Source organism: Streptomyces sp. CC208A, assembly GCF_030010625.1.
Lineage (GTDB): Bacteria > Actinomycetota > Actinomycetes > Streptomycetales > Streptomycetaceae > Streptomyces.
Genome location: NZ_JASCXN010000112.1, coordinates 1 through 834, shown reverse-complemented (window position 1 = coordinate 834; position 834 = coordinate 1). Strand labels below are relative to the sequence as shown.

Below are 834 nucleotides of genomic sequence, written 5' to 3'. Positions count from 1 at the left end.
GGGAGCCGGGCACCCGGGCGAGCTCGAAGCCGTCACCGACCTCCACGCCCTTGATGGCCTGGATGCCCATGAGCGCGGCGGCGAGCCGGGCGTCCAGGCGCCGGTCCCAGTGCACGTGGGAGCCGAGGCCGACGGGCACCCCGTAGGCGAGGACCTCGACGACACCGCCGAGGGTGTCGCCGTCCTTGTGGGCCTGGTCGATCTCGGCGACCATCGCCTTCGACGCGTCGGCGTCGAGACAGCGGACCGGGTCGGCGTCGAGCCTCCCGACGTCGGCGGGAGCCGGGTAGAGGCCGTACGGCGCCTTGGCGGCGGCCAGCTCGACCACATGGGACACGACCTCGATGCCCGCGGCCTCCTTGAGGAAGGAACGGGCGACGGCGCCGAGGGCGACGCGGGCGGCGGTCTCCCGGGCACTGGCGCGCTCCAGGACCGGCCGGGCCTCGTCGAAGCCGTACTTCTGCATGCCGGCGAGGTCGGCGTGACCGGGCCGGGGCCGGGTCAGCGGCGCGTTGCGGCCGGTCTCCTTCAGCTCGGAAGGGTCGACCGGGTCGGCCGACATGACCTTCTCCCACTTGGGCCACTCGGTGTTGCCGACCATCACGGCGACCGGCGACCCCAGGGAGAGCCCGTGCCGGACGCCGCCGAGGAAGGTGACCTCGTCCCGCTCGAACTTCATCCGGGCGCCGCGCCCATAGCCGAGACGCCGCCGCGCGAGGTGGTCCGCCACCAGCTCCGTGGTGACCGGGACACCGGCGGGAAGACCCTCCAGCGTCGCGACCAGCGCGGGTCCGTGGGATTCCCCAGCGGTCAGCCAACGCAACCTGCTCAACG

1 protein-coding gene is annotated in these 834 nt (G+C 73.7%); it reads right to left on the bottom strand.

Annotated features, from left to right (window positions below; translation table 11 throughout):
* A partial coding sequence (aroC, locus tag QK442_RS36215; protein WP_282698392.1) for a chorismate synthase occupies positions 1-832 on the bottom strand: 832 nt, incomplete at its 3' end.
* Positions 833-834: the final 2 nt, after the last annotated feature.